14 protein-coding genes are annotated in these 20,925 nt (G+C 65.9%); 6 read left to right on the top strand and 8 right to left on the bottom strand.

The genetic code is table 11. From position 1 onward, the window contains the following. Positions 1-46: 46 nt before the first annotated feature. From MVA47_RS22145 to MVA47_RS22125, 5 genes are all read right to left on the bottom strand, one after another. Complete coding sequence (locus MVA47_RS22145; RefSeq protein ID WP_247209886.1) at positions 47-1,114, bottom strand: ATP-binding cassette domain-containing protein; 1,068 nt, start codon at positions 1,112-1,114, stop codon at positions 47-49. Next, positions 1,107-1,367, bottom strand: coding sequence for an MbtH family protein (locus tag MVA47_RS22140; protein ID WP_281504849.1), 261 nt, complete (start codon positions 1,365-1,367; stop codon positions 1,107-1,109). Before MVA47_RS22140 ends, MVA47_RS22145 begins: the two co-directional genes overlap by 8 nt. Next, positions 1,348-9,753, bottom strand: coding sequence for an amino acid adenylation domain-containing protein (locus MVA47_RS22135; RefSeq protein ID WP_281504848.1), 8,406 nt, complete (start codon positions 9,751-9,753; stop codon positions 1,348-1,350). The genes MVA47_RS22140 and MVA47_RS22135 overlap by 20 nt, the downstream gene beginning before the upstream one ends. A gap of 2 nt (positions 9,754-9,755) precedes the next feature. Next, positions 9,756-15,140, bottom strand: a complete 5,385-nt coding sequence (locus MVA47_RS22130) for a non-ribosomal peptide synthetase (protein WP_281504847.1) — start codon at positions 15,138-15,140, stop codon at positions 9,756-9,758. A gap of 281 nt (positions 15,141-15,421) precedes the next feature. Further along, complete coding sequence (locus MVA47_RS22125; RefSeq protein ID WP_247209884.1) at positions 15,422-16,012, bottom strand: TetR/AcrR family transcriptional regulator; 591 nt, start codon at positions 16,010-16,012, stop codon at positions 15,422-15,424. 89 nt (positions 16,013-16,101) lie between these two features. Between MVA47_RS22125 and MVA47_RS22120 the strand changes: the two genes are divergently transcribed. Next, positions 16,102-16,848, top strand: a complete 747-nt coding sequence (locus tag MVA47_RS22120) for an SDR family NAD(P)-dependent oxidoreductase (RefSeq protein WP_247209883.1) — start codon at positions 16,102-16,104, stop codon at positions 16,846-16,848. A 1-nt stretch (position 16,849) separates the two neighbouring features. On the opposite strand, the gene MVA47_RS22115 is transcribed toward MVA47_RS22120, so the two are convergent. From MVA47_RS22115 to MVA47_RS22105, 3 genes are all read right to left on the bottom strand, one after another. Next, positions 16,850-17,368, bottom strand: coding sequence for a VOC family protein (locus MVA47_RS22115; protein WP_247209882.1), 519 nt, complete (start codon positions 17,366-17,368; stop codon positions 16,850-16,852). A gap of 1 nt (position 17,369) precedes the next feature. Further along, the gene (locus MVA47_RS22110) at positions 17,370-17,885 is read right to left on the bottom strand and encodes a DUF4190 domain-containing protein (RefSeq protein ID WP_247209881.1); all 516 of its coding nucleotides are present in this window, start codon (positions 17,883-17,885) and stop codon (positions 17,370-17,372) included. A gap of 186 nt (positions 17,886-18,071) precedes the next feature. Further along, positions 18,072-18,590, bottom strand: coding sequence for a DUF4878 domain-containing protein (locus MVA47_RS22105; protein WP_247209880.1), 519 nt, complete (start codon positions 18,588-18,590; stop codon positions 18,072-18,074). 331 nt (positions 18,591-18,921) lie between these two features. Here MVA47_RS22105 and MVA47_RS22100 point away from each other — a divergent pair, with 331 nt between their 5' ends. From MVA47_RS22100 to MVA47_RS22080, 5 genes are all read left to right on the top strand, one after another. Beyond that, on the top strand, positions 18,922-19,212 hold the full coding sequence (locus MVA47_RS22100; protein ID WP_247209879.1) for a helix-turn-helix transcriptional regulator: 291 nt from the start codon (positions 18,922-18,924) through the stop codon (positions 19,210-19,212). Positions 19,213-19,384: 172 nt separating this feature from the next. After that, positions 19,385-19,753: a 50S ribosomal protein L14 gene (gene rplN / locus MVA47_RS22095; protein ID WP_023955972.1), complete on the top strand. Its 369-nt coding sequence runs from the start codon at positions 19,385-19,387 to the stop codon at positions 19,751-19,753. Between the two features lies 1 nt (position 19,754). Beyond that, positions 19,755-20,069, top strand: coding sequence for a 50S ribosomal protein L24 (gene rplX, locus MVA47_RS22090; protein ID WP_099383975.1), 315 nt, complete (start codon positions 19,755-19,757; stop codon positions 20,067-20,069). Between the two features lies 1 nt (position 20,070). Further along, positions 20,071-20,649 (top strand): 50S ribosomal protein L5, encoded by a 579-nt coding sequence (gene rplE / locus MVA47_RS22085; protein WP_023955968.1) that lies wholly within the window; start codon positions 20,071-20,073, stop codon positions 20,647-20,649. Between the two features lies 1 nt (position 20,650). Beyond that, complete coding sequence (locus MVA47_RS22080) at positions 20,651-20,836, top strand: type Z 30S ribosomal protein S14 (protein ID WP_023955966.1); 186 nt, start codon at positions 20,651-20,653, stop codon at positions 20,834-20,836. The last annotated feature ends 89 nt before the right edge of the window (positions 20,837-20,925 follow it).

The raw sequence follows: 20,925 nt of genomic DNA, 5'->3' as shown, positions 1-20,925 counted from the left end.
GCACGCGGTGCGCCGGTCCTGGCGGATCGGGCCTCGGTGGTCGCGGTCATGCGGCGTTCTCCTCGGGATCGGGCGTGGGATTGGACGTGAGGGAAAGGAACACGTCGTCGAGCGTCGGTGCTTCCACGGAGAAGTCGTGCACCGTCACTCCGACGTCGGACAGGGCCTGGATGATCGTCGCGGCGCTGGCGGTCCCGTCACTGACGGCAACCTGCCACTCGGTGGAGTGTGCCGTTCCGTGCGGTTCGGAAGATCCGTGCTGAGACAGGACGCGGTGCACCAGATCCCGGTCGATGTCGAGCCCGACCTCCACGGTCAGCACCGTCGACTGGCTCGCCGCCTTGAGCTCGGCGGCCGAGCCCAAGGCGACCACTTCACCGCGATCGATGACGGTGATGGTGTCGGCCAGTGCGTCGGCCTCTTCCAGGTACTGGGTCGTCAGTAGCACCGTGGTGCCGCCGCGTACGAGCTGATTGATCAGAGCCCACATCTCGCGTCGCCCCCGCGGGTCGAGTCCGGTGGTCGGCTCGTCCAGGATCACCACACCGGGCTGCGCGATCAGCGCGCCGGCCAGGTCGAGACGGCGACGCATGCCACCGGAGTAGGTGCGCGCCGGGCGGTCGCGCGCGGTCTCGAGCCTGAAGTCGTTGATCAGTTCGTCGGCACGGGTGCCGGCGGCGCGCCTGGTCATCCCGTAGAGACGCGCGACCATCCGGAGGTTCTCCCAGCCGGTGAGGTTGCCGTCGACGGCCGCGTACTGACCGGACACGCCGATGCTGCGGCGCACCTGCGCCGGATGCGCGAGCGCATCGATACCGAGAACGTGGACCGAACCGGCGTCCGGCTTGAGCAAGGTGGAGATGATGCGCACGGTGGTGGTCTTGCCCGCGCCGTTGGGCCCGAGCAGTGCGTGCACCGTTCCACGACGCACCTTCAGATCCACACCGCCGAGTGCCTGATGGGATGCGCCGCGCCCGAAACGGCTCCCGAATGTCTTGAACAGACCGGATACCTCGATGGCGAACTCGGACCCGTCGTCCACCGTGTTCTCCGGCGCGCCACCGTCGACCCCGTTCACAGGGTCTTCGAGATGCGTCTGCGTTTCCTCACCCATTGATCCACCACTCGCCGTCGCGAGCCGAAGCGGCGACGGCCTTGCGTTCGGGCATGGATCGCGTCAAGCTCGCCGGCGCGATGTCGCGCCAGTTCTGTTCCACGAACTGCAGGCATTCCTCGCGTCCGGACGGCCCGTGCTGCGAGGTCCACCCGCCCGGGACGGGGGCAAAATCGGGCCACAGCGAATGCTGGCCCTCGTGATTGACCAGGACGCGGAAGGTGCCCCGCTCGTCATCGAATGGATTGATCATCATTGGTCCTTTCATCAAGTGTTGCAAGGTGATCGCCGAGTGCCCCGGCGACTGGATGGACGTGATCGCCGTCGAGCAGCTGGCTGTGCCGGCAGTGGGCGACGGTGTGCCCGATGTCCCCGGTGACGTGGTGACGCCAGTCATCGACAGCGGGCCGTCCGGGTGGCGGATCCTCCGACGCTGTGACGAACAAGGCTGCGCCGTCGTACACCCGCGGTGTCCACTCGCGGGCCACCGCAGTCGCAGCGACGTAAGCGTCGTACAACGACTCGAGATCCGATACCGACAGATGCGCCAACGGGCCCTCGGAGGCGCGGATGATCTCGGTCGCCTCGTCGATGCCGATGTCGCCGCCCGCATCACCGGCCAGCTCACCGTCTCCGAAGCCGAACTCCGTCAGCAACTCTCCGACCGACGGTGTCACATCGAGCTCGGGACGGCCGGGGATCACGTACGAATCGAGCAGCATCAGCGTCTCGACCTGGTGGCCTTGCTCCCGTAGTTGCACCGCCATCTCATGTGCGATGGAACCGCCCAGCGACCAGCCGATCAGGTGATACGGGCCCTCGGGTTGCACGGCCTGGACCTGCTGTAGGTAGTACGCGGCAAGGTCGGGCACCGACCGAAGTCGGGGACCGCCCGACAGCGCCGGGTTCTGCAGCCCGTAGAGCGGCCGGTCGGAATCGAGATGCGGCAGCAGTGCGGTGTAGCTCCACGCGACACCGAGCGCCGGGTGCACCGCGAAGAGCGGAGCCCGGGTTCCCTGCGCCCGCAGGCCGATCAGCGGAGCCAGCGCCGGGTCGATACCCGGCGCGGACCCGGTGTCAGCGGGATCGCCGTCGGCGCCCTGCTCGTCGATCCGTGCCGCGAGCTCCTCCGGGGACGAGTCACTGAACATCCAGCCGACCGGAACCGCGATACCGGCCTCGTCGCGCAGTGTCGCGATCACCTTGGTGGCCAGGAGCGAGTTGCCGCCGAGATCGAAGAACCCGTCGACAGCGCTGACCGATTCGACGTCTAGGGCCTTGGCGAAGGCCTGAGCCACAATGGTTTCCGTTCCCGGTGCCGGTTCGCGTCCGGGCTCGGACGAGAACTCCGGTTTGGGAAGCGCGTTCTTGTCGAGCTTGCCCACCGGTGTCAGGGGCATCGCGTCGATGACCGTGATCGCCGACGGCACCATGTGACGAGGCAACTTGTGGGCCAGCTTGTCGCGGAGAGCGGCGGTGTCGACGTCCGCACCGTCATGGGCCACCACATAACTGAGCAGCCGGGCGGAATGGCCCGCTTCCTCACCGTTGTCCACGATGGTCACCGAATGCTGTACCTGCTCGAGGCCGGACAAGACGGCGTCGATCTCGCCGAGCTCGACGCGGAACCCGCGCACCTGAACCTGATCGTCACTGCGGCCGACGTACTGCAGTGTGCGAGTTGCCGTCCAGCGCACCACGTCACCGGTGCGGTACATCCGCTCGCCACCGACACCGGTCGGATTGGCAACGAAGCGTGCCGATGTGAGATCGGGGCGCCCGAAATAGCCGCGGGTCACCTGATCTCCGATGAGATAGAGCTCACCGGCCACCCCCACCGGGGTGGGGTGCAGGCGGGAGTCGAGCACAAGCGCCCGGACGCCGCGGTTGGGCGCCCCGATCGTGATCGGGGTGTCAGGCGCCATCGGTTCACTGCTGGTGGTGATGATGGTGGTCTCGGTGGGGCCGTACACATTCAGCATCAACCGGTCAGCGGACCACCGGCGGACCAGATCGCTGCCGAATGCCTCGCCACCCACCGCGATGGTGCGCAGTCCGCGGACCCGCCGGTGATCCAGACTGGCCAGTGCCGCGGGCGTGATGAAGGCGTGGGTGACCGCGCCGAGCTCGAGGAAGTCGGCAAGCTGATCGCCACCGAAGACATCGGTCGGACTGACCACCAGCGCGGAGCGCCCCGAGATGGCCAGCAACATCTCGAGGATCGACGCGTCGAAACTCGGCGATGCGAAATGCAGTACCCGCGAGGCCGATTCGGGCGACATCTTCGCCTTCAGCTCGTCGTGCACGGCCGCCAGACCTCGATGGGGCACCATCACACCCTTGGGCCTCCCGGTGGAACCGGAGGTGTAGATGATGTACGCCAGCTGATCGTGCCGCGTACCGTGCCCGACCTCGGCCGGGGTGAGGGGCAGTGCAGACATCGAGACGGTCGCCCCCTGCACCGCGGAGTCGTCGAGAACAAACCAGTCCACCGCAGGTGGCATCGATTGGGCGTACTGCTCGATGGTGATACCCACGCGCACCCGGCTGTCGGCGAGCATGTGCTCGATGCGGCCTGCCGGGTATGTGGGATCAACCGGCAGGAATGCCGCGCCGGTCTTGCTGATGGCGATGGTCGCGATGATCGCGTCCACCGACCGCGGAATCGCCATGGCCACCAACGAATCCGGGCCAAGTCCGCGACGTAGCAACAGCCTGGCCAGTTTGTTCGATCGGGTGTCGACCTGCCGGTAGCTCACACTCGTGTGCGCGTCGATCAGCGCGGTGCCGTCGGGATTGTCGTTGACCGCCGCGGTGAACAGCTCCACCAGTGACCTCGGCTTCGGGGCGGGCAGACCACGCACCGGGGCCAGGGTGGCCTCCTCGACGAAATCGGTGACGGGTGTGTCGCCGACGGGCATCGTCGGCGAGTCGGTGACCGCCCGGAGAACACGGATCAATCGCGCCGAGATTGCCTCGGCGGTCCGCTGGTCATAGCGCGCCCGTGCGTAGGTCATCTTGATCCGCGCCTGACCTTCGGCGCCGGGGTTGATGCCGGTGACGGTGAACTGCAGGTCGAACTTCACCGACTCCGTGTCGACCTCGGTGACCTGGGCCAGAAGTCCGGCGCCGGCATCGAGGTTGCCGCCGAGGCTGGTCTCGGACCAGTCGTGAACCGACAGAGCGACCTGGAAGAGGGGATGACGTCCGGGCACCCGCTGAGGATTGACGGCGCTGACGACGTCGTCGAACGGTACGTCGACGTGCGCGAGTGCTTCGAGATCGCTTTCGCGTATCGACGACAACAGCTCGATGAACGACGCCGCTGGATCGAGTGTGCTGCGCAGAGCGAGGGTGTTCACGAACATGCCCACGACCCTTTGCAATTCGGGCTCGAACCGGCCGGCCACGGGGGTGCCGATCAGCACATCGGACCCCGAACCCATGCGGTACATCAGAACCGCGAGCGCGGCGTGCATCAGCATGAATGGGCTGACACCTTCTCGGCGTGCGAGTTCCGCGATGGCGCCGCGCAGATCATCGTCGATGGTCAGCACCGTGTGTCCGCCACTGTGTGCGGCGGCGGCATCGAGACCGGCGGTTGTCTCTCCCTGCGAAGGGATCGTGGAATCGACCGGGGCATCGGCGAGTACACCTCGCCAGTAGTCGATCTGCCGGGCCGCAGCGCTGCCGGGATCGTCGGGTGAACCCACGGTGGTGTGTTGCCACAGGGTGTGGTCGATGTAGCTGACAGGCAACGGATCGAACTGCGGTGCCTCGCCCGAGCTGCGCGCGCGGTAGGCGAGCATCAGATCACCGAGCAGCGTCGGCAACGACCATCCGTCCGCGGCGATGTGGTGGAGCACCACCACCAGGGTGTGGCTCAGGGGCCCGGTACGCAGCAACCGGACGCGGATGGGCGGCTTATTCGACAGGTCGAAACCCTGTGCAGCGGTGGTCAAGACCAGGCTTTCCAGGTCTGCGGTGTCGTGATTCTCCACCAGCAACCGGTGACCGATCACCTTCGCGGCGTCGGGCTCGGGGACCTGGGTGGCCTCCCCGTCGACCTCGGGGAACAGCGTCCGCAGACTCTCGTGCCGCTCGACCAGGTCGACCAACGCCGAATGCAGTGCGTCGACGGACAATTCGCCGTGGAACTCCACCGCGAAGGGCACGTTGTACGCCGCCGACTCCGGATCGGTGCGGGAGAGGAACCACAGGCGCCGCTGCGCCAGTGACAGCGGTGCCGACGTGGCGTGGTCGCGGTGGCTCAGCGTCGCTCGCGCACCTCGGTCCGCAGCCACGCCTCCGGTTGCGGCAAACCCGGCGAGGTCGGAGACCGTCGGATGGTCGAAGACAACCCTCACCGGCAGTTCGGTACCCAATGCCCGGTTGATCCGGCTGATCAACTGGGTGGCGGTCAGCGAGGTACCGCCGAGTTCGAAGAAGTCGTCGTCTGCCCCGATCTGGTCGGCCGGTACGCCGAGCACCTCGGCGAACAACGTGGCAAGGGCCTCCTGGGCATCGCCCGCCACGGGGCGACGCTCGGTGTCGGTCCCGCCGACCACGGGCTCTGGGAGGGCAGCGCTGTTCAGTTTGCCGTTGGGGGTCAACGGGATCGAGTCGATCGGAGTGATCGAAGCAGGCACCTGATGGCGCGGTAGTCGGGCCTGCAGGTGGCGCCTCACGTCGTCGAGATCCACCTCGCCGTCGACGGGGACGACATAACTCGCCAGCGTGGCACCCTCCCCGCGCCCGCGCACCACCGTCACCGCGAAGCGGATGTCGGGTCGTGCGGTGAGTGCGGTGTTGATCTCACCGAGCTCGATCCGGAACCCACGGAGCTTGACCTGGTTGTCACTGCGTGAGAGGTAGGTCATCACGCCGTCTGGGTTCACCGTCACCACATCGCCTGTGCGGTAGAGCAATCCGCCCGGCTCGCCGTAGGGGTTCGCGACGAACCGCGTGGCCGTCAGACCCGCACGCCGAACGTATCCACGTGCGAGACCCGCCCCGCTGAGATACAGCTCGCCGGGCACACCCGCCGGCACCGGCCGCAGTGCGGCATCGAGAACCACTGCGCCCTCACCACGTACGGGCGTGCCGATCGGAATGGGTCCGCTCGGCAGAGGCCGGCTGTCGTCACCGTTGATCGTGGCCATCACGGACACGACAGTGGTCTCGGTGGGACCGTAGGCATTGAGGAACGTGCGTCCGGGGGCCCAGGCACGGACGAGGTCGGGACCGCATGCCTCGCCGCCCACCGCCAGTGTGCGGAGATCAGGCAGATCTGCGCTCGGAACGGTGGCGAGGGCCGCGGGTGTGATGAACGCGTGGGTGATGCGCTGCGACCGCAGGAACTGCTCGAGTTCGGACCCGCCATAGATTCGTGGGGCGATGACCATGGTGGCACCGGCCGAGACGGCCAGCAGCAGTTCGAGCATCGATGCATCGAAGCTCGGGGACGCGAAATGCAGGGTGCGCGAATCGCTGTCGACCCCGTACCGCTCACGTTGTTCGGCCGCCAGCGGTGCCAGACCACGGTGGGTGACCGCCACGCCCTTGGGCACTCCCGTGGAGCCCGACGTGTAGATCACGTACGCGATGTTGTCCGGTTGGGCCCACCTGTGACGGGTGAGTCGACGACCACTCATCGTGTCCACGGCTGCACCGAGCTGGCCGTCCAGGCTGATCCACCGGACACCGACGGGAAGATCATGCGCGGTCGCCTGATCGGTCAGGCCCACGACGGCTTTGCTGTCGGTGACCATGTGTTCGATGCGTTCAGCCGGATAACCCGGGTCCACCGGCAAGAAAGCTGCGCCGGTCTTGGTGATCGCCCACATCGCGGCCACCGAGGTGGCACCCCGCTGCAGGGCGATGGGAACGATGTCCTCGGGTCCGATCTCCAGGCTGAGAAGGTAACGGGCCCAACGGTTCGACCATTCGTCGAGTTCCCGGTAGGTGAGCACCTGGCGACCGTCGTCGGTCAGCGTGCCCGAACCGGCTTCGGAGGCCGGCCATTGGCCCGCGTCGAAGACGAGCGCGGGCGCGTCCGGGTTGCGGCTCACGGCATCGGCGAGCAGATCGGGCAGCAGGGTCTGCTGGTCCGACCATGCATTGCCCGCCTCGTCGGTTCCCGCGGCGACACCCTCGGGCCACTCGTTTTCGGTCAGCACATCGAGGTCGCCGATGGTGATCTCGGGGTCTGCGACGACGCTCTCGAGGACGCGGACGAAGCGCTGCGCCATGGCTTCGATGACGGCTGCGGGGTATTTGTCCCGCGCGTAGGTCAGCCGCATCATGTGCCCGGTGACCCGGAGCTCCAGATCGAAACGCGTTCCCGCGGTGTCGATCTCTGTGACGTCGGCGATCAGGTCGCCGAGCTGGAGGGCAGGGCCGGATTCGTCGGCAAACGCCAGGGCGACCCGGACGAGGGGATCCTGCTGGCGGCGGTCGTCCGCGACAGCGGTGGCCAGTTGGTCATAGGGAACGTCGGCATGTGAGAACGCGTCGATGTCGGAGTCGCGAACGCGGTCGATGAGCTCGGTGAATTGCGCACCGGACGTCACCGGCGTGCGCAGCACAACGGTGTTCACGAACATGCCGACCAGGTCGGCGAGATCGGGGTGGTCGCGTCCGGCGACCGGGCTACCGATCACCACATCGGAATCGGCGCCCTCGAGATGGACGTCGGAGTGGGTGCTCAGGCGGTGGAGTAGCGCGGCAAACGCGCTGTGCATCACCATGAACAGGCTTGCGTCACGCGAGCGGGCGACGCTGGACAGTCCGTCCAGGACCTCAGGAGCTACCTCGAAGTCGACCGTTCCACTGCCGTGTTCGCCGGTTTCGGTGTGAGCGAGAATCGACTCCCGGCTCACCCCTGACAGGGTGTCGCGCCACCAGGTCAGCAAACCGCTGATCCGGCTGCTCGGATCCTGGTCGTCCCCGAGTGCAGCCCGCTGCCACTCGGCGAAGTCACGGAAACGAACGGGCAGCGGGGCCAGGTCGGGTGTTCGTCCCGCGCACCGCGCTTCGTATGCGACCGCGAGATCGGTTGCGAGGGGACGCAGCGACCAGCCATCGGCGGCGATGTGATGGATCACCATCGTCAGCACGTGGGTGTCGACATCCGTGCGGACGAGTTCGGCCCTGATCGGCGGCGAGGTGCGCAGATCGAATCCTTCGACGCCCAATGCTGTTTGCCGCTCGGCCAACTGATCGCCTGCCGATTCGGCGACCGGCAACTCGAACCGCGGGGCTTCGAGCACCTCGACCTGTGGCCTGCCGTCGTCCTCGGGATAGATCGTGCGCAGGGGTTCATGGCGGGCGACCACGTCGGTGAGTGCGAGTTCGAGCGCTGCCACATTCAGGGCGCCACGCAAGGTGACGGCGAAGGCGATGTTATACGCGCCGGATTCGGGTTCGAGTCGATTGAGGAACCAGAGTCGTGAGGCGGCGAGCGCGGGAACGGAGTCACGCCCGAACGCCGGGCGTTCACGGGCCACGAGTTCGGGCAGAGGTGCGGCCGCGTCGTCGCCGGGCTCTGCTGCACAGGCCCGTGCGAGTCGCGCGATGGTGGGGTTGTCGAAGAGGGTACGGACCGGGACGCGGCGTCCCAGCAGGGCTTCGAGACGCGCCACCACCTGAGTGGCCATCAGCGAGTTGCCGCCCATCTCGAAGAAGTCTTCGCTGCGGCCGATGGTGGCGGCATCGCGGCCGGTCACCTGCGCGAACATGGCGGCGATCTGCTGCTCGCGGAGGCCGCGCGGTCCGCCGCCGTTGTCGGTCGGGCTGTCCGCGGAACGCGACGGTTCGGGAAGCGCCCGGTAGTCGATCTTCCCGCTGGGGGTCACCGGCAGCCGATCGATCACCATGATGGAGCGCGGCACCATATGACCCGGGAGTTGAGCTGACAACCGTTCTCGCAGCGAATCGGCCTGCAAGGTGTGGGCGGTCACCGGGCTGACGTACGACACCAATTCCGTGGTGCCGTCGCGGCCCGGCCGGGCGACCGTGACGGCCTCGGCCACCAGGTCATCACGAATGAGGGCGGCATCGATCTCACCGAGCTCGATCCGGAATCCACGCACCTTGACCTGGCTGTCGGCACGCCCGAGGAACTCCAGCTCACCGGCCGATGTCCAGCGCACGAGGTCGCCGGTGCGGTACATGCGGTCGCCGTCGCGCCCGAATGGGTTGGCCAGGAACGACTCCGACGTGCGCCGTACCCGACGGTGATATCCGCGCGCCAGGTGTCCGCCGGCGAGGTACAGCTCGCCGACGGCGCCGGTCGGTACCGGCTGAAGCCGTTCGTCCAGAACCAGCAGATCCATGCCTCGCACCGGCCCGCCGATGCTCAGGGTCTCATCGGGTGCGATCGGGTCGGTGATGGTGGCAGCGACGGTGGCTTCGGTGGGGCCGTACGCGTTGAACAACCGACGACCACGGGCCCATCGAGAGATGACCTCGGGGTTGGGATGCTCGCCACCGACGATCACCGTGGACAGGGCAGGCAGGGCGTCCGATTCCATGGTTGCCAGCACCGACGGCGTGACGAACGCGTGCGTGACCGACTGGTCGGCGAGCACGTCCTGGAGTTCGTTGCCGCCGAGAACATGTGGCGGAGCGATCACCATGGTCAGGCTCCGCCGACCGCCATGAGGACCTCGAGGACGGAGGCGTCGAAGCTCGGCGAAGCAAAGTGCAGTGTGACGCTGTCGGTCTCGACACCGAACCGCTGCACCTGTTCGGACGTGAAGTCGACCAGGCCGTGATGGCTGACCACCACACCCTTCGGCACACCGGTGGTCCCGGAGGTGTAGATGAGATACGCAGGGTTGTCCAGTGTCAGTGGGCCGACCCGGTCGTGTGACCGGACCGGGTTGTCCGGAGTTGTACGCAGTTGCTCGAGCAGTTCGGGGTGGTCGACTGCGATCGCGGGGGTACCAGGGGGCGCCACCGGCGAGTTCCGCACGGTGAGGCACAGTTTCGCCCCCGAATCAGCCAGGATGTGGTCGATGCGCTCGGCCGGATACCGCGGATCCACCGGCACCCAGGCAGCGCCGGTCTTGGCGGTGGCCCACAGCGCGATGATCCATTCGAGCGAACGCGGGACCGCGATGGCCACGAAGTCTTCCGGGCCGATGCCCTCCGCGATGAGGAGGTGCGCGAGGGCGTCCGAGCGGGTGTCGAGTTCGAGATAGGTGAGTTCGCGGCCGGCTTCGCGGACCGCGACCGCGTCGGGATTGACCGAGACCGCCTCGGCGAGGATGTCCGGCAGCACCCGCGCGCGGCGTGGGGTGGGACCGGTGGCCGGTACAAGCGCCATCTCCTCCGCGCGACCGAGAATGTTGATGTCGCCGATCGGCCGGGTGGGGTCGGCGAGCACGCCGCGGGCGACCTGCTGCAGTCGTTTGCCCAGTGTGCGGATCGTCGCGTGGTCGAACAGTTCTGCGGCGTAGTCGATCTCGACATCAAGGCCGGCCGGCTCGCCGTCCGCCGTGTACTGCTCGGTGACGGTGAACTGGAGGTCGAACTTGATGACCCCGGCGCTGATCGGTGCAGCCGACACGGTGAGACCCGGCAGTTCCAGGGAGATGTCGGTGTTCTCGTTGAGAGCAATACTCACCTGGAACAGCGGATGTGCTGGGTTCGACCGGTCGGGATTGACGGCCTGCACCACTTGTTCGAACGGGGCGTCGGCGTGTGCCAGTGCATCGACCGTGATGGCCTGCAGGCGGGATACGAGATCGTCGAAGCTGTCCGACTTGCTGATCGATGCGCGCAGTACGACGGTGTTGACGAACATGCCGACCAGTTGGTCGAGTGCGTCGTCGCCGCGACCACCCACCGGTGTGCCCACCGCGACGTCGTCGTCGTTGGCCATCCGGCGCAGCAACGTCGCGATCAACGCGTGGACAACGGTGAAGAGCGTCTGCTCGCCCGGCGCCTGCGCGGCAGTGAGCAGTCCGCGATGCACGTCGGCATCGAGTTCGACGGTGTGGCCACCGGCACGCATCGTGGGGCTCGCCGGCCGCGGCCGGTCTGTCGGGAGATCGGTCTGCGCCGGCATGTCGGCGAGCGTGAGCGACCAGTAACGTAGTTGCGCCGCAATGGAATCGGGGCTGTTGTCATCGGCCAGCTGCTCGGCCTGCCAGATGCTGAAGTCGCTGTACTGCACCGGTAGCGGCTGCCAGTCGGGTCGGTGACCGGCCGAGCGGGCGGTGTAAGCGATCGACAGGTCGCCCGCGAGCGGGGCAAGTGAGAGGCCGTCGGCCGCGATGTGGTGCAGGACGACAACCAGCACGTGTTCGGTGTCGGACATGCGCAGCAGTCGCGCACGGATCGGGACCTGCTGACCGAGGTCGAAGCCCTCACCAGCCAGCTCACGGCTCACGCGTTCGACGTCCGATCGGCTGACGTCGGTCTCGGCGAGGTCGAGGTCCACCTCGTCCACCGGCAGAACGCGCTGGAACGGTCCGTCGTCGTCGAGTGGGAACACCGTCCGCAGCACCTGCTGACGTTCGGCTACATCGACCAGTGCCTGTGCCAGTGCGTCGTGGTCGAGCGTGCCACGAAGCGTCAGGCGGAACGGGATGTTGTAGGCGCCCGACTCCGGATCTGACCGGTTGATGAACCACACCCGCTGCTGGGCCGCCGACAGCGGGATCCGGGTGTGATCGGTGGTGACCGCCTTGATGGTGGTGACGGCGCGATCGGGTCGGATCAGTGACTCGTCGACGCCCATGTCCCGCAACGCCTCGGCCAGATCCGCAGGGGTGGGTGCCGCGAACAGGGTCTTGATGCCGATACGTCGGCCGGCCAGCGCGGTCAACCGGGCGACGATCTTGGTGGCGAGCAGTGAATTGCCCCCGAGATCGAAGAATGATGCCTCGGCGCTGACGGTCTCTCGTCCGAGTATGCCCGAGAACAATTGGCACAGTGCGAGTTCGAGGTCGTCGCGAGGGGCGACCGTCGCGTCCTGGGTGGGGATGAACACTGGATCCGGCAACGCTCGGCTGTCGAGCTTGCCGTTCGACGTGGTGGGGATCTGGTCGAGTTCCACGATCACCGACGGGATCATGAACTCGGGCAATGTCCTTCGGAGTGCGCGGCGGATGTCGACCGTGTCGGGGGATGCTCCGCCCGACGGCGTGATGTAGCCGACGAGCATGGGATCGCCTGTTCCCGGATCCACGCGGACGACCACCACGGCCTCGCCGACGCCTCCGGCGGAGGTCAGCGCTGCCTGGACCTCGCCGAGTTCGATGCGCTGACCGCGGATCTTCACCTGGAAGTCGCTGCGCCCGATGTAGTCGAGAGTGCCGTCTGCACGCCACCGGACGAGGTCGCCCGTGCGGTACATCCGTCGACCCGGCTGATGGGGATCGGCCACGAACCGATCGGCCGTCAGGTCCGGGCGTCCGACGTATCCACGGGCCAGTTGGGTTCCGGCCAAGTACAGTTCGCCGACTGCGCCGACAGGCTGGGGGCGAAGCTGCTGGTCGAGTACATACACCGCGGTGTTCCACACCGGGCGACCGATCGGTACGGAGGCGCCGGTGCTCGAGGCGCTGTCGTTCTCGAAGGTGACGTCGACGGCGGCTTCGGTGGGACCGTAGAGATTGTTGACCGGAGCATTGCTGACGCTGCGGAACCGCACAGCAGTCGCCGTGGCGAGGGCCTCGCCACTGGTGAAGACCAGCCGCAGGTTGTCGAGCCCATCGCGACCGTCTGCGGTCTGCGGATCGGACTCGAACGCGGAGACGAAGGCCGCGAGCATCGAAGGAACGAAGTGAGCGACCGTCACGGCATGTGCCGACATGACGTCGCGCAGGTACCACGGATCCCGATGTCCGTCAGGGGTGGGCACGATGAGATGCGCGCCGGCCACCAGAGGCCAGAAGAACTCCCACACCGATACGTCGAAGGTGGCCGGGGTCTTCTGGATGACACGGTCGTTCTGGTCGATGTGATATTCGTGCTGCATCCACTGCAGCCGGTTTGTGATCGCTCGATGACTGACGGTGACGCCCTTGGGTTTACCGGTTGAACCCGAGGTGAAGATCACGTACGCGGGGTGCTCCGGTCGCAAGGGTGCGCGGCGGTCGGCGTCGGTGATCGCCCGGTGGTCGACGTCCGAGGTGTCGTCGAGGCCGACGTGGAGAACGGTCGCGGTGGTCTCGGGAGCCTGCTGATCGGCGGCGACCAGCACGATCGACGGAGCGGCTGTGCCCAGGATGTGCTCGATGCGGTCGGCAGGGTCGTCCGGGTTGATCGGTAGATACGCGGCACCGGATTTGATGACCGCATGGATGGCGACCACCTGTTCGACGCTGCGGGGCAACGTCACCGCCACCACCGACTCAGGCCCCGCACCCTCCGCGATGAGACGTCGTGCAAGGCGGTTCGTATGCCGTGCCAGCTCTGCGTACGTGAGTGGGTGCGCGCCGGTCTCGGCCGCCTGAAGGGCGGGTTGATCGGCGTGGTGTTCGGCGGCCGCATCCAGAAGCTCCGTCAGCGTCTGCGCCGGCAACTCCCGGTAGGTGTCGTTCCAGACGTGCAGAAGCTGTCTGCGCTCGTCGGCGGGTACGGTGCTGACCTGCGCAATGGTGCGGTCGAGGTCGCCGCGGACGATGTCGGTGAGCAGTGCCTCGATACGCCGGTGGTGATCATGGACCTCGTCGGGCGAGTACCGATTGGGATTTGCTTCGAGGTCGAGCATGATGTGCTGATTGCCGAAGTTCTCGTAGACGTTGAACGACAGATCTTCGACAGGCCCGGTGGACAGCAGGTGCACTTCACCGCTGACCGATCCGAAGTCGATGTGGCTGAAGAACAGCATCACGTTGACCATCGGCCCGTAGAAGTCCCGCTCGGTGCCGGTGTCGCCGAGCAGCTCCCGGTTGATGTCCTCGTGGCGGAAGCGCTGGTGCTTGAGGCCGTGTTTGATGTGCAGGTTCGCCTGGGCGAAGAGTTCACGGATCGTCATCGACGGATCGGCGGGGACCTCGATGGGCAGGACATTGGACGTCATCCCGGCGCTCACGCGCAGCATGTCCGAGGTGCGCGCGGCCACGGGGAGACTGATGACGGTCTCATTCCGGCCGGTCAATCCGGAGAGGTACAGGGCGACAATGGCAGTGATCGCAGAGGCCGGTCGCACGCCACAGGCCTTGGCCGCGGCACGCAGGTCCGCGGCGAGTTCCTCGCTGAGCTCAGAAGAGGCGATGGTGGCGGTGAGGGCGGCGGTCAGGTCATCGGTCTCGGCGCCACGCCGCAGCACCTCGCTGCGGGTGAGTGATGCCCGCGCGGTCGCGGCGACGTCGGGGTCGATGGCGTCGAGCTGGTCTTTCCAGTACTGGCGGTCGGTCTCGAACCGTTCTGATGTGCGGTACTCGCGGTCCATCTCGGAGATGTGCAGCATCGAGGCGGAGGTGGGGGGTGTGTACTCGCGCCCTTCGACGATCGCACCGTAGTGTGCGGCGACGGCGGTGAGCATGAACATGGCCCCGTAGCCGTCGAAGGCCAGGTGATGACCCCAGCAGTACCAGATCACATGCTCGTCGGCGATTTGGAGTACGTAGGTCTCGAGCAAGTGGTCGGTGACCAGATCCACCGGTTTGAGTCGGTGGGTCTTCATCCAATTGAGAGCTGCGGCATGGGGATCGGCATCGTTGCGAAGATCGACGTAGCCGAGCTCGACCTCGCGGTCGCGATCGACGGTCAGTACCGGCTCGTCGTCGGTCTCGATAACACGCAGCAGCGCCGACTCGGTGTCTCGGGCGGTCTTGTGTACGGCGTCGGCCAGTACGTCGAGGTCCACGGGCCCGCGCAGTTCGACATAAGCCGACACCGACAGCGGAACCTCGGAATCGAACTGGTGGGCGTACCAGATCCCGCGCTGAGCGGCGGTCATCGGGAATGACGGTTGTGTAGGGGCCTCTGGTGCCGGCCTGTCCTCGTTGCCCAAGGTGAACTCTGGGACGACCAGATCCTGGCCGATGCCGATGGTTTCAGGCATGCTTGTACCGCTAAAGGCTCGCTTCACAACGCCCCTCCCGTAATTTGGTCGCTCGTTGTGCAGTGTCTTGCGTAGTTGTTCGGTGCTGACGCTGCAATAGATTGGTCAGACTGACTATTTTTGTCGCCCCGATGGAGTCTGGCCTGGTGACAGCCCTATCGCTGTTCGGAATTACTTTGTTACAGGGGGACTTACGCGTACGGCGGACTAGTTACCCACGGTCGCAACACAATAAACGGCGAAGGTTCGCCGGATGGTCACCCGGTGTTTGCACACAACCGTTATCGAATGATCTTCGCGGTCACGATTGCCGTTAGCATATCTATGATTTCGTCAGGTTCGGAGTCCGATTGCATGCCGGCTTCGGTGCGCCGCTCGTAGTCGGCGATCAACGCGAACATCGCCGTGGCGACGGCTGCCACCCGCCGGGTACGGGCCGCACGATCCGCGTCGATCGATTTGGTCAGTCGTTCAAGTACTTTGGGCCATTCGGTGTCGTGGCGCTGCAATGTCTCGTCCGGCCAGGCCGTTCGGATCACCTCGAGGAAGCGCGCGTAGTGGGTGCCCTTCATCTGGAGGATGGGCAGGACCAGGACGCTGATCAGGTCGCGGATGCTGGGTTCTTTGTTCTGTGCGGCAAGCTCTTTCAGCATTTGTGACCGCACGAGCTCCATCGGTCCGAGTCGTCGGGCGACGATCGCGGCGATCAGACCCTCGCGGTTCCCGAAGTGATACTGCACGGCTGAGTTGTTGCGGTGTCCGGCTTCGATCGCGATGTCGCGGAGCGGGACCTCGTAGCCGCGGGTGGCGATCAATCTCTCGGCCGCATCGAGCAATTCCCGTTTGCCACGGTCGGTTCCGGTATCCGTCACTGTGGCCCCTCCTGTCACATCCGGCCGAGTCGGCCCGATTGTGGTTCGTAAGCCACATCATCGTTAAGCGGGCGTGCTTATATTGAACGATGATTGTCGACCCACTGCACAAAAAAGTGGTCTTTGTCACTGGTGCCTCGTCCGGTCTGGGATCCGCTGTGGTCGAACTGTTTTCTGCGCGCGGCGCAGAAGTGTTCGGCTTCGCGCGTGATGCCGACCGCCTGGCGGCAGCGTTCGAGGGCGTGCCGGACGGCCGGTTTCAGATCGGCGACCTCGTCGATGCGCAGCAGTGTCGGCGTGCGATCGCAGCGTGTGTGGATCGGTTCGGCAGGATCGACGCACTCGTGAACGTCGCGGGCGCACACACCATGCGTCACACCACGGAGGTGACCGACGACGATTGGCAGCGCGATCTCGCTGTCAATCTGAGTGGTCCTTTTCATCTGATCCAGGCGGCATTGCCTCAGCTGATCGAGAACCGGGGGAGCATCGTCAACGTCTCGTCGGTGGCGGGGGTCCAGGGTCAGGCGTACTCAGCCGGCTACTGCGCTGCCAAACACGGTCTCGTCGGCCTCACCCGAGCGCTCGCCGTGGAGTACGCCCACACGGGACTGCGGGTCAATGCGGTGTGCCCGGGAGGGATGTTGACCCCTCAGGTGACAGACTTCGCGCCGCCCTCGAACGCCGACTTCGACCTGGTGATGCGAGCGGCGTCACCGCGAGGATTCGCCGACACCGCGGACGTGGCGAAATTGATCGCGTTCCTCGCCAGCGACGACGCCGCAGCCGTGCACGGTGCGGTCTACGCGGCCGACAACGGTCGGTCCGCGGACTGACTCAGTCGCCGGTCCGTTGCCACGGATTGGTGTGGCCGTCGGGGATCAGCCCGTCGAACATCGCACGCATGTCGTCGGACAGTTTCATCAGTTCGACGTAGGACCCGATCGGACCGCCTCCGATATAGGCGAACTCCATACCGACGCCTTCGAACACGCCGTCCTGGAGGATCTGTGTTCCCGCAGCCTTGAGGTCGGCGATAGCCGCGTCGAAATCGTCTGGGAGCCAGGCAATGTGGTGAAGGCCGGGCCCGTGCGCATCGAGGAATTCGGTGTAGAGGTTCACTCCTGAGACGGGTTGGATCAATTCGAGCTGCTGGCCGCCGGCGTATCCCAGCGACACGTGGATCGAGTAGTCGGCGGGTGCGCCGCGGTAGGAGCACGAGCCGGGGCCGAATGCCACGTCCGGGATGCGCAACCACGATCGGACACCGTAGCGGTCGGTGAACTCCTTTTCGGCGGCGTCGATGTCGGCCACCACCCACGCGACCTGAAAGATCGGCCCGTCGGCAACGCTCACCTCAGGAACCGATCGCCAGCGCGAGTGCCATGAAGAGCATGAGGACAAATGACGTCATGAGGCCGCCGATGGCAATGCCTGTCCATGCCTGGGTCTCGCCCGTCTCCCCGGTCTTCCTCATCTGACCCAACCCGACGAAGCCCATGATCACTGCTGCGGGCGCGAGCAACGCTCCCAGGCAGATGAACGTGGCGGGTACAGAGATGAGGGCGCAGATCATGGCCGCGTTGGCCATCGAGTTCGTCCGGGGGCGGGCGGTCGCATACGGGTTGACCGGGTACGCGTAGGGACCGCCTGGGTACGTCAGCGCCGGGTAGGCGCCGGGGTACGGGGGATACGCGGGGTCGAGACTCGCGAGGGGATCTCGGAATCCACCCGATTTTTCTGGGTCGTACGGCGGCCAGTGGCCGGACGGCCATGAGTCGGTGGCGATGGGCTCCGTGCTGTGCGTTTGACCGGCGGGCGTGGGCTTGGCGAGATCAGGCCGTTGACGATCGGATTCCTGGCCTTGTGTCATCGGTGCGCTCCGCTCGTTCGGCTGTCCATCGCCTGCTCGTGCCAGCTTATGCGTCGCCCACCGGGAGCCGGCGAGATCTGTGGCGCATTCGGCGGTCACGGCGGTCGCCTGGGACGACGAAGCGCGGTGCCCGGCCACCGAAGTGACCCGGCACCGCGCATCGGTTCCGATCAGGTTGTGGGGGCGTCAGCCGCCGTGCGTGGACCCCATGGAGGCGAGGTCGGTGATGGACGATCCCGCAAGCTTCCAGGTGCCGTCGATGTAGACGTAGTCGATGGGCATGGCCACCGGCTGCGGGGTGTGCGGGCTCGCCACCTCGACGTTCGCGGTGGCCTTGTTCTCTCCGTTCACCGTCACCGTGGTGACGGTGAACTTGTCCGGTGTGTAACCGGCGGCGGTGAAGCCGCGCGACAATCCGGTCAGCTGTGCGCCGATGGACGGATCCGTCGAGTCGACCAGCTTCGCCGAGTCGGCAGGCGCGGTCTCGGGCGTGAGGACCGTGCGCAAGATCTCCTGTGCGGTGGAGCTCTCGAGGGTCGACCCCGACTCGGTGGCCGTGCCGGAGGTGTCCGCAGCGCTCTGGGATGTCGCCGAGGCCGTGGTCGAGGATGCGGATTCGGACTCGCTGTCGTTGCTGCACGCGGCGACTCCGAAGACGGTCAGGCCGACCAGGGCGATGCCGGCCACACTCTTGCGAAAGTTCATATGCACTCCTAGAACCGATTAAGTAAGCCAACACTAACCCAGGCGCGCGCGACGCGTCCGACGAGGTCAGGTGCCCCGCCCGACGGGTTTCGATGCCTCGGATGGCGGTACGGGTTCTTCATCGCCACGGTCCATCCGGGCGGTGTGGACGACTAGTGACCTTTGCGAAAGATGTTGTGATTGAGCCTTTTACGGCATCAAGCGCTAGATTTGCGGTGCCGGTCGCCACCCAAGGAGGGGGTCGCGGTCGGCGCAGTGCACACCCTCACAGCGGGTTGTCGTCGACACGGCGTGTGCTGCGACGGTCATCACGGAATGGGGAGCGAAGTCCATGACAGTCGAAGATGTGCATCCGGGGCGCACTCCCGACGCGGGGGGTCAGGCGGATTCGGTGGTTGTACCCACCCTGTCGCCACGGGAGGTAGAGGTGCTCCTGGCCTGGTTTGCCGCCGACTCCAAAGTCGAGGCGGCGGCATCGCTGTTCATCACGCCGGCCACTGTCAGCACCCACATCACCCGGATCCGGGGCAAATACGATCTTGTCGGCCGACCGGCCCGTACAAAAGCGCAGCTGCTCGCGCGGGCAATCCAAGACGGGTACACGCACCTCGACGACTGGTGAAACAAGACGTCAGTGTTGTGTACCGGGCCCCTCGCAGCAATTTGGTTTCCACCTGCTGGTTCTCTACACTTGAGCGGTTGCCTGGGCACAGTTGTGCCCTGGCGGCGAGACCGCGTGCGTCGGGTCGGAAATTCGGCGTGCAAGAAGTAAACCAGGTCAAGGAGACTACAAAGTGATCCAGCAGGAGTCACGCCTGCGGGTCGCCGACAACACGGGTGCCAAGGAAATCTTGTGCATTCGCGTGCTCGGAGGCTCGTCACGGCGCTACGCCGGCATCGGTGACGTCATCGTCGCCACTGTCAAAGACGCCATCCCCGGCGGAAACGTCAAGCGGGGAGAGGTGGTCAAGGCGGTCATCGTGCGCACCACCAAGGAGCGCCGCCGTCCGGATGGTTCGTACATCCGTTTCGACGAGAATGCCGCCGTCATCATCAAGAACGAAAGCGATCCTCGCGGAACCCGCATCTTCGGCCCGGTCGGCCGTGAGCTGCGTGAGAAGAAGTTCATGAAGATCGTCTCGCTGGCTCCGGAGGTGCTCTGACATGAAGGTTCACAAGGGCGACACCGTGATCGTCGTGTCCGGCAAGGACAAGGGCGCCAAGGGCAAGGTCATCGAGGCCTACCCGCAGCGCAGCCGCATCCTCGTCGAGGGCGTCAACCGCATCAAGAAGCACACCTCGGCCTCGCAGAATCAGCGTGGCGCATCCTCGGGCGGCATCGTCACCCAGGAAGCCCCCATCCACGTCTCGAACGTGATGGTCGTCGATTCCGACGGCACCCCGACGCGCATCGGCTACCGCACCGACGACAACGGCAAGCGCGTGCGCATTTCCCGCAAGAACGGGAAGGACATCTGACATGAGCACAACTGAGAAGATCCAGCCGCGACTGAAGCTTCGCTACCGCGAAGAGATCAAAGACGCGCTGAACAAAGAGTTCGCCTACGACAACGTCATGCAGATCCCCGGCGTCGTCAAGGTCGTGGTCAACATGGGTGTCGGCGACGCCGCCCGTGACGCCAAGCTGATCAACGGTGCCATCAAGGACCTGGAACTGATCACCGGTCAGAAGCCAGAAGTTCGCCGGGCCCGCAAGTCGATCGCACAGTTCAAGCTGCGTGAAGGCATGCCCATCGGCGCCCGCGTCACCCTGCGTGGCGACCGCATGTGGGAGTTCCTCGACCGCCTCGTGTCGATCGCACTTCCGCGTATCCGTGACTTCCGTGGCCTGAGCGATCGCCAGTTCGACGGCAACGGCAACTACACCTTCGGTCTCAACGAGCAGTCGATGTTCCACGAGATCAACATCGACAACATCGACCGTCCGCGTGGCATGGACATCACCGTCGTCACCACCGCGACCAACGATGACGAAGGTCGGGCACTGCTGCGTCAGCTCGGCTTCCCGTTCAAAGACCCCAACGTGAAGGACAACTGACATGGCAAAAAAGGCTCTGGTCAACAAGGCCAACAAGAAGCCCAAGTTCGCCGTGCGTGGCTACACCCGCTGCAACCGTTGCGGTCGCCCGCACTCGGTGTTCCGCAAGTTCGGCCTGTGCCGAATCTGCCTGCGCGAGATGGCACACGCAGGCGAGCTGCCCGGCGTGCAGAAGAGCAGCTGGTGATCTGGTAGCCACCAGGCTCACCGTCAGGCTTTGACGAAAGGCGCTCCACCTTCGGGTGGGGCGCCTTTCGCGTCCGCGGGGAGCACGTG

It is taken from the genome of Williamsia sp. DF01-3 (assembly GCF_023051145.1).
GTDB lineage: Bacteria > Actinomycetota > Actinomycetes > Mycobacteriales > Mycobacteriaceae > Williamsia.
Note: the sequence above shows the minus strand (reverse complement) of the source record. Positions and strands in the feature narration are given on the sequence as shown.

What these genes read in the sequence shown, in the direction of transcription:
- MVA47_RS22145 (WP_247209886.1), bottom strand. Translation starts at nt 1,114, where the DNA reads ATGGGTGAGGAAACGCAGACGCATCTCGAAGACCCTGTGAACGGGGTC.
- MVA47_RS22140 (WP_281504849.1), bottom strand. Translation starts at nt 1,367, where the DNA reads ATGATCAATCCATTCGATGACGAGCGGGGCACCTTCCGCGTCCTGGTC.
- MVA47_RS22135 (WP_281504848.1), bottom strand. Translation starts at nt 9,753, where the DNA reads ATGGTGATCGCTCCGCCACATGTTCTCGGCGGCAACGAACTCCAGGAC.
- MVA47_RS22130 (WP_281504847.1), bottom strand. Translation starts at nt 15,140, where the DNA reads ATGCCTGAAACCATCGGCATCGGCCAGGATCTGGTCGTCCCAGAGTTC.
- MVA47_RS22120 (WP_247209883.1), top strand. Translation starts at nt 16,102, where the DNA reads ATGATTGTCGACCCACTGCACAAAAAAGTGGTCTTTGTCACTGGTGCC.
- MVA47_RS22110 (WP_247209881.1), bottom strand. Translation starts at nt 17,885, where the DNA reads ATGACACAAGGCCAGGAATCCGATCGTCAACGGCCTGATCTCGCCAAG.
- MVA47_RS22105 (WP_247209880.1), bottom strand. Translation starts at nt 18,590, where the DNA reads ATGAACTTTCGCAAGAGTGTGGCCGGCATCGCCCTGGTCGGCCTGACC.
- MVA47_RS22100 (WP_247209879.1), top strand. Translation starts at nt 18,922, where the DNA reads ATGACAGTCGAAGATGTGCATCCGGGGCGCACTCCCGACGCGGGGGGT.
- rplX (WP_099383975.1), top strand. Translation starts at nt 19,755, where the DNA reads ATGAAGGTTCACAAGGGCGACACCGTGATCGTCGTGTCCGGCAAGGAC.
- rplE (WP_023955968.1), top strand. Translation starts at nt 20,071, where the DNA reads ATGAGCACAACTGAGAAGATCCAGCCGCGACTGAAGCTTCGCTACCGC.
- MVA47_RS22080 (WP_023955966.1), top strand. Translation starts at nt 20,651, where the DNA reads ATGGCAAAAAAGGCTCTGGTCAACAAGGCCAACAAGAAGCCCAAGTTC.